This window comes from Bradyrhizobium sp. UFLA05-153 (assembly GCF_054185185.1).
In genome coordinates this window covers 35,580-42,018 of sequence record NZ_JBBIAM010000085.1, presented here as the reverse complement: position 1 = coordinate 42,018, position 6,439 = coordinate 35,580, and the positions used below count along the sequence as shown (strand labels likewise).

Below are 6,439 nucleotides of genomic sequence, written 5' to 3'. Positions count from 1 at the left end.
GCCTTTAAGACGCTCGTCGGCGACCGCTTCGCGCGTGGTCGCGACGTCGATGAACCCGAGCGCCAGAGCGTTGACGCGCACGCCGAGTGGGCCGAGCTCGATCGCCATGGTTCGCGTCAATCCCTCGATGCCGGCCTTGGCGGCGCTATAGGCAGCCTGGCCGACGTTTCCCGCGCTGGCGATCGAGGAGAAGTTCACGATGGCGCCGCCGCCGCGCCGTGCCATGCGCGCGGCGACCTGGGCTGCGACGACGAAGGGCGCGGTCAGATTCGCTTCGATCACATTGCGCCAGGAGTCCATGTCGTGCGTGACGAGTTTCGCGCCTTTGAAGGTGAGCGTAGGCTCGTTCCAGATCAGTCCGACGGCGTTCACGAGCAATGCGATCTGAGCGCTTGCGGGAATAACGTCCGCGAGCGCTCCACGAACCTCAGCTTCATCGGTGAGATCCAGCGTTCGCAAGACGACCGACGAATGCTGAGGTGATGCGGCAAAGCTTCGGTCGAGTGCCAGCACTGGATGGCCCTTGGCGGCAAAATGCGCCACCAGCTCGCGCCCGACCGCGCCACCGGCCCCTGAGATGATGACCCAGTGATCAGCGTTCGGGGGCATGTCTCATGCGGCCTTCAGGAGACGCTCGACATCTCCGACCGAGCGCAGCCGCTCGATGTCGTCCTCGGACAATTCCCTCCCGACGATCTCCTCCAGGCGCAGCACGAGCCGCACGCCTTTGAGTGAATCCCAGCCATCGAGTTCCGCCAATGGTGTGTCACCGTGCGGGATCGCAATGTTGTTTCGCAGCACTTCCGCCAACAGTTCTGTCGCCTGCATCATCGTCTCTTCGGGACCCGCCGGCGATCGGTAAAACGCCGTGGATTTGCAATATCTTGAGGGGCATCGCGGCACGACCGCGGCGTCCGGTCTTTCATACGGCAAGTGGGCTGGGGGCGCAAATTCGCGGGTATCGGGAATCAACCCTAGGGATATGTGCGAGAGTTACAAGAACTTTGAACCAGCTTCGCACTTTCGGGAACATAGCAACAGGGTGCGGTCTCGTCTTTCCGGCTGAATTCTGCTGGCTCGGGCCAAATTGCTCGTGAAATTTTGTTGGTTGCGTACGATTCCATCGACATCGGCGGGTTGCAACCTCTGGAGGTGGCAGTGCTGCCTGTCTCTTTCCGAGGGTGCGGAGTGCGACGTGATGCCGGGAACTGTTCCGGAATAGACGAATACTGCATTCATTTCAGCAGGCCGGAAATGAGTTCCGGCCAACAAGGAGAGTTCATTATGCGCCGTTTGGCCTTTTTCGCTCTTGCCGTCGTTTTACTTGTGCTCGGGTGTCGGCGACGATGCCAATCCTTGCAGCCGGACGGCCCCGTGCAAGACCTACGCGGGTGCGATCTCCAAGACGGCGGGCCGGTGGTGAAATCAGCACCCTCGATCCTGGCGGATATTTGGCGTCGTTACGATCACGAAGGCGATCACAATCGACGGCGGTGGCGGTCTGGTTGCGTCCGTCCTTGTCGCAGGAACCAACGGCATCGTCGTGCAGGCCGGCGCCACCGACGTTGTCATTCTCCGAAACCTGCGCATCCAATTCGGGTATCAATGGCATCCGGTTCCTGTCCGGCGCTCAGCGCACGGTCGACAATTGCGATATCTTCGGGTTTAGCAGCAACGGCGTCGACGTTGCCCTTGGCGCGACCCGGATGACGGTCATCCGCAACTCGACCTTTAGGAACATCGCAAACAACGGCGTCAACGTCACGGCCAGCGCTGGCAGCGCCGTCGTGAATTTCGAGCTTCCATGGTCCGTTCAAGGGCTCCCTGACGGAGGCGGCGTCCTGGCTTCCACCGGTGCCGTGGTCACGGTGACCAGCTCTGACTTCTCGGATTTCGCAACCGCGCTTGGAACCGCTGGCAACGGTAACCTGACGGTCGACCGCTGGCACATCATAAGGGTTTGCAGTGGCAGGAACGATGTCGAGCGCCGGCAACAACGTGGTCATCGGTTCGACTCAGAACCCGAACGGCGCGGCCTTGCCGCTCAAGTAGTCGGTCGTCGTGGCTCGCGGATATGGGTCAGCCATCCACATTCCAAGCCCCGGGTCGGAAGTCCGGGGCTTTTTTGTCCGGGGAAGGGCTGCGCGCCCGCGTTTAGGCCGCGATCCGGCGCACCATGAACCTTGCCGCGTCGGGGCCGGTGTTGAAGAGCAGGTCAAGCACGCTGACGGCATGTTCAAAGCCGCCATGAAGCTGCGGATAGTCAGGGTAGCCGTGGTAGCTCATCCAATCCGTGGCGATTCCGGCCGCGGCGAACAGCGCCTCGTCGAGATAGGCCCGTGCCGACGGGCCGCTGAGATAGCGGTCGGCGCCGGCGGCCCGCGCAATGGAGAGCAGCCGCGCAGTCTTTACGCCCTCGCCGGGATAGGCGGTATCTCTGACGATTCGCGTGCCAAGCCCGAGCAGGGTTGCGATCTCCCGCGTGAACAGTTCGTTGACGTCGGTGAGCCGCGTCTCTCTCTCGGCGCACTCGTACCAGGCCTTCACCGCCGGCGCGAACGCATCGAAGAACGGCGCGCGTCGGTAGGCGAGCTCCAGCGCGCGCCAGTGCTTCTCGGCCCAGGGTTTCTCGATCAGAACCTCGTCGATCGGCTGATCGAACCGCCCCTTCGTGACTACGGGAATAGTGAGCCATTCGACGCCGTTGGCGGTCTTGATCCGGTTGCGGTTGTGCCAGTGCCGCTTCACGTATTGCATGCGGTCGAAGATCACGTATTCGTCGCACTGCCCGATCAGGTCGAAAAATCCCTTCCAGGGGATGTAGCAGGACTGAATGATGGAGATGCGCACGTTGTGACTAGCAGCCGGCCGAACAATGAGGCGACGCGTCGCCTATAGGAAGGCTTGACGCGCGTGGGTGATCCGAACAGTGTGTCGGCAGGGCCGCATCCGGCCTGCCATCAAGGCTGTGTTTATAGTGACTCTGCGATGAATTCACCTATTATCGTCGTTTCCGCCGCCCCAGCGACCAGCGTGTGCCCCGCATGACGGGTGCGGGCGCAGCACGGCGCCGCTGCCTAGCCTGCGCCGCGGAACAAGCGATCGCCGACAACGAGCCGATCTGGCCAGTCGGCTGGCGTTGTCCCGCCTGCGCACGTGCCGTGGGGATAAGCGAGGGCATCCCGATGTTCGCGCCCGACCTTGCCGATACCATCAGCGGTATGGATCCGCGTGGCTTCGAGGCGCTCGCGAAGGTCGAGGCCGAGCACTTCTGGTTTGTGGCGCGCAACGAGCTCTTGGTCGGCCTTGCCAATCGATTCTTTCCCGAGGCGCGCCGCTTCCTCGAGGTCGGATGCGGCAACGGCGTCGTGCTGCGCGCGTTTGCGCAATCGCGCGCTTGGCATCGCCTGGTCGGATCGGAGCTGCATCCCTCAGGACTGACCTTTGCCCGCAAGCGCTTGCCGAATGTCGAGTTCGTGCAGATGGATGCGCGCAATATTCCGGCCCTAAACACCTTCGATCTGGTCGGAGCGTTCGACGTCATCGAACATATTGCCGACGATGAGGGCGTTTTGCGCGGCATGCGTGCGGCAACGGATACAGACGGTGGCATTATCGTCGCAGTGCCGCAGCATCCCTGGCTGTGGAGCCGCGCCGATGAGATCGCCTATCATGAGCGGCGCTACCGCCGCGGCGAGTTGGAGGAGAAGTTCAGCCGCAACGGCTTCGAGGTGCTGTTCTCGAGCTCCTACACTTCGTTGCTTCTGCCGCTGATGATCGCAAGTCGCCTCAAGGCGCAGGGTAAGAGCAGCAACGAGGAGGTCGAGCGCGAATTCGCGCTCGACCCGCGCATCAACGGCCTTTTCACCGCGATCCTGCGTGCCGAGGTGCGCCTGACGCTTGCCGGTCTGCGTTGGCCCGCCGGCGGCAGCCGCGTCGTGGTCGGTCGCGCCGTCTAGTCCGGCTATAGTGGCACCAAAATGGCGGGTTGATTTTGTGACGGGGGCGTGACGTCTGGCTCGCTATGGATTTTCCTGCGCTTCACGATTAGGGTGGCGATCGATCGAGGATGAGCATCAGGATCGGCAATGATTTGAGGCCGATCGCGGGGAGCAGACTTTGCTGGAGGTGGGCGACCGGGTAATACGAGGCTGTTTCGTTGCAGCAGCCGTTGCAGTTCTGCTGTTCCCGAATGGACATTTCGCGCACGCGCAGTCGCTGCGCCAGGGCAACCGGCACGACTATGTTTCGGCCTCGCGCATCATCATTCCGCTGGCCGCGCGCGGCAATGCCGCGGCGCAAGCCTATCTCGACTACCTGTTCGACACCGGTCGTGGCGTGCCGCAGAACTATACGGAAGCGGCGATGTGGTATCGGCGTGCGGCCGAGCAGGGCGACAGCCTGGCTCAGTATTCGCTGGGATTGCTCTATGATCGCGGGATGGGCGTGCCACGGGACATCGTTGAGGCCTCGAAATGGCTCAACCTGTCGACCGCTGCTGCGCCCCCGCGGGCGAGCCCGGATCCGCGATGCCGTCACCACCAAGATGACGCGCGGGGAGATCGCGGAGGCGCGTCGCGGCGCTGGAATGAGCACCCAGCCGCGAGCGCTGAGGAGCGAATTCGATCGACATGATTCCTAAATATCGTTCCGACATTGATGGTCTTCGTGCTGTCGCAGTTGCCTTGGTCGTTGCCTTTCATGCGTTTCCTGGCGTCGTCAGCGGTGGGTTCATCGGCGTCGATGTATTCTTCGTCATCAGCGGCTATCTGATTACCGGGATCATCCTGTCCGATCTTGAATCGTCTGAGTTCACTTTCGCCCGCTTCTATGCGCGGCGTACTCGAAGAATCGTTCCTGCGCTCGTAGTTGTCATCGCCGCGACACTGGCAGTTGGATGGTTGCAGCTCTTGCCGGCGAAATATCAAGGTTTGGGGCGGTACGGGTTTGCCGGGGCGCTGTTTTTTCCGAACTTCCTGTCGTGGAGCGAGGTGGGATATTTTGACGCGGCCGCAGAAGCGAAGCCGCTCCTGCACCTGTGGTCTCTCGGCGTAGAAGAGCAATTCTATCTGATATGGCCGCTATTTCTGCTGCTTCTCAACAAGTCGGCTCGATCGTTGGCCGGTTTGTCCGCCCTGGTGGTAGCGTCTCTGGTCTATAGTTGTTTCGCCGTTCGATACGATCCGGCTGCAGCCTTTTATGCTCCATGGTCACGCCTATGGGAGCTTGGTGTAGGTGGAATTCTAGCGCGCACCAATTGGCGCGCGCAGGGTCGAGATTGGATTTCCTACTTGGGAATCGTGCTGATCGTGGGAAGCGCTGTTCTCCTGCGCAAAACAAGCCCCTTTCCTGGCCTACTTGCACTGCTCCCTGTGACTGGAACTTCCTTGATTATCGTATTCGGTTCGAGGATTCTCGGTCACAAATGGCCTGTATTCGTTGGGCTGATCAGTTATCCGCTCTACCTCTGGCACTGGCCTCTTCTGTCGTTTGCCGCCATCGCCGGTTTGACGTCGATTCCGGTCAGGGTGGCGCTTGTCATAACGAGCGTGGTGTTGGCGGTGCTGACGACCCGTTTGATCGAGTACCCCCTGCGGTTCGGCTTCCTGAAGCGGCGCGGTGTCGGTATTTCGATGGCAGCAATGATGGTCGTCATCGGTTTGTCCGCAGTGATCTGGAGAAGCGGTGGAGTGCCAGGGCGATATCCTGATGAAATTCAGGCGGTGCTCGCGACAATGCAGTACGATCCAGCATCGAACGCAAGAGTGCTCAAATGCTGGCTGACCGCGGAGTCGACCTTTGAGAGCTTCGCGCCCGAATGCAGCGCAGGTGCCACGTTGATTTGGGGCGACTCGCATGCAGGACGCTTGTACGCAGGGCTGAAGCGTGACGGCATCGATATTGCGCAGTTTACCAAGGACAGTTGTCCTCCGTCTACAGGCGGCACTTATCCGAACTGCGCGACCAGCAACGCCGCAGTCTTGCGCAGGATCGCTGAACTCAAGCCACAAACGGTCATCCTGTTTGCCGGTTGGGCTAGATACGAGCATTATTTCCAGGCTGATGTACAGGACAATGGGCTGAGCGCGGCTCTGATCGAGCTAAAAAAGAGCGTCCAAGATGTGATAGTGATTGGCCAGGGACCGCTTTGGTATCCTGACCTGCCAACACAGGTTTACGAATTCTGGCGCGCCAACGGCAGGCTTCCTGATCGGCTGCCTCCGCAGCCGTTACCGTATCAAAGGATCAACGACGCGCTTGCCGCAATGTCGGCTAAGGCGGGCGCGCGGTTTGTTTCGTCGTTCGAGGATCTTTGCAATGAAGGAGGCTGCCTCACCCATACGCAAGCATCCCAAGGAGACCTGCTGACTTGGGATTATGGCCACCCGACGATTGCAGGCGCCCGATTTATGGGGACGTTCCTGCACCTGAATTGAGG

The 6,439-nt window shown here is 60.9% G+C and carries 7 protein-coding genes; 3 read left to right on the top strand and 4 right to left on the bottom strand.

Annotated features, from left to right (window positions below; translation table 11 throughout):
- The 4 genes from Q2941_RS35695 to Q2941_RS35680 all read right to left on the bottom strand — a co-directional run.
- The coding region (locus tag Q2941_RS35695) for an SDR family NAD(P)-dependent oxidoreductase (protein WP_458195400.1) at positions 1 to 609 on the bottom strand (609 nt) is incomplete at its 3' end.
- Positions 610 to 612: 3 nt separating this feature from the next.
- Positions 613 to 828: an acyl carrier protein gene (locus Q2941_RS35690; RefSeq protein ID WP_458195399.1), complete on the bottom strand. Its 216-nt coding sequence runs from the start codon at positions 826 to 828 to the stop codon at positions 613 to 615.
- A 740-nt stretch (positions 829 to 1,568) separates the two neighbouring features.
- Complete coding sequence (locus Q2941_RS35685) at positions 1,569 to 2,006, bottom strand: hypothetical protein (protein ID WP_458195398.1); 438 nt, start codon at positions 2,004 to 2,006, stop codon at positions 1,569 to 1,571.
- A gap of 148 nt (positions 2,007 to 2,154) precedes the next feature.
- A complete protein-coding gene (locus tag Q2941_RS35680; protein ID WP_458195397.1) occupies positions 2,155 to 2,850 on the bottom strand; it encodes a WbqC family protein in 696 nt (231 codons plus the stop codon).
- Between the two features lie 335 nt (positions 2,851 to 3,185).
- Here Q2941_RS35680 and Q2941_RS35675 point away from each other — a divergent pair, with 335 nt between their 5' ends.
- From Q2941_RS35675 to Q2941_RS35665, 3 genes are all read left to right on the top strand, one after another.
- Positions 3,186 to 3,959, top strand: a complete 774-nt coding sequence (locus Q2941_RS35675) for a class I SAM-dependent methyltransferase (protein ID WP_458195396.1) — start codon at positions 3,186 to 3,188, stop codon at positions 3,957 to 3,959.
- Between the two features lie 169 nt (positions 3,960 to 4,128).
- Positions 4,129 to 4,635, top strand: coding sequence for a tetratricopeptide repeat protein (locus Q2941_RS35670; protein WP_458195401.1), 507 nt, complete (start codon positions 4,129 to 4,131; stop codon positions 4,633 to 4,635).
- On the top strand, positions 4,632 to 6,437 hold the full coding sequence (locus Q2941_RS35665) for an acyltransferase family protein (RefSeq protein WP_458195395.1): 1,806 nt from the start codon (positions 4,632 to 4,634) through the stop codon (positions 6,435 to 6,437). The genes Q2941_RS35670 and Q2941_RS35665 overlap by 4 nt, the downstream gene beginning before the upstream one ends.
- Positions 6,438 to 6,439 lie beyond the last annotated feature (2 nt).

What these genes read in the sequence shown, in the direction of transcription:
- Q2941_RS35690 (WP_458195399.1), bottom strand. Translation starts at nt 828, where the DNA reads ATGCAGGCGACAGAACTGTTGGCGGAAGTGCTGCGAAACAACATTGCG.
- Q2941_RS35685 (WP_458195398.1), bottom strand. Translation starts at nt 2,006, where the DNA reads ATGACCACGTTGTTGCCGGCGCTCGACATCGTTCCTGCCACTGCAAAC.
- Q2941_RS35675 (WP_458195396.1), top strand. Translation starts at nt 3,186, where the DNA reads ATGTTCGCGCCCGACCTTGCCGATACCATCAGCGGTATGGATCCGCGT.
- Q2941_RS35665 (WP_458195395.1), top strand. Translation starts at nt 4,632, where the DNA reads ATGATTCCTAAATATCGTTCCGACATTGATGGTCTTCGTGCTGTCGCA.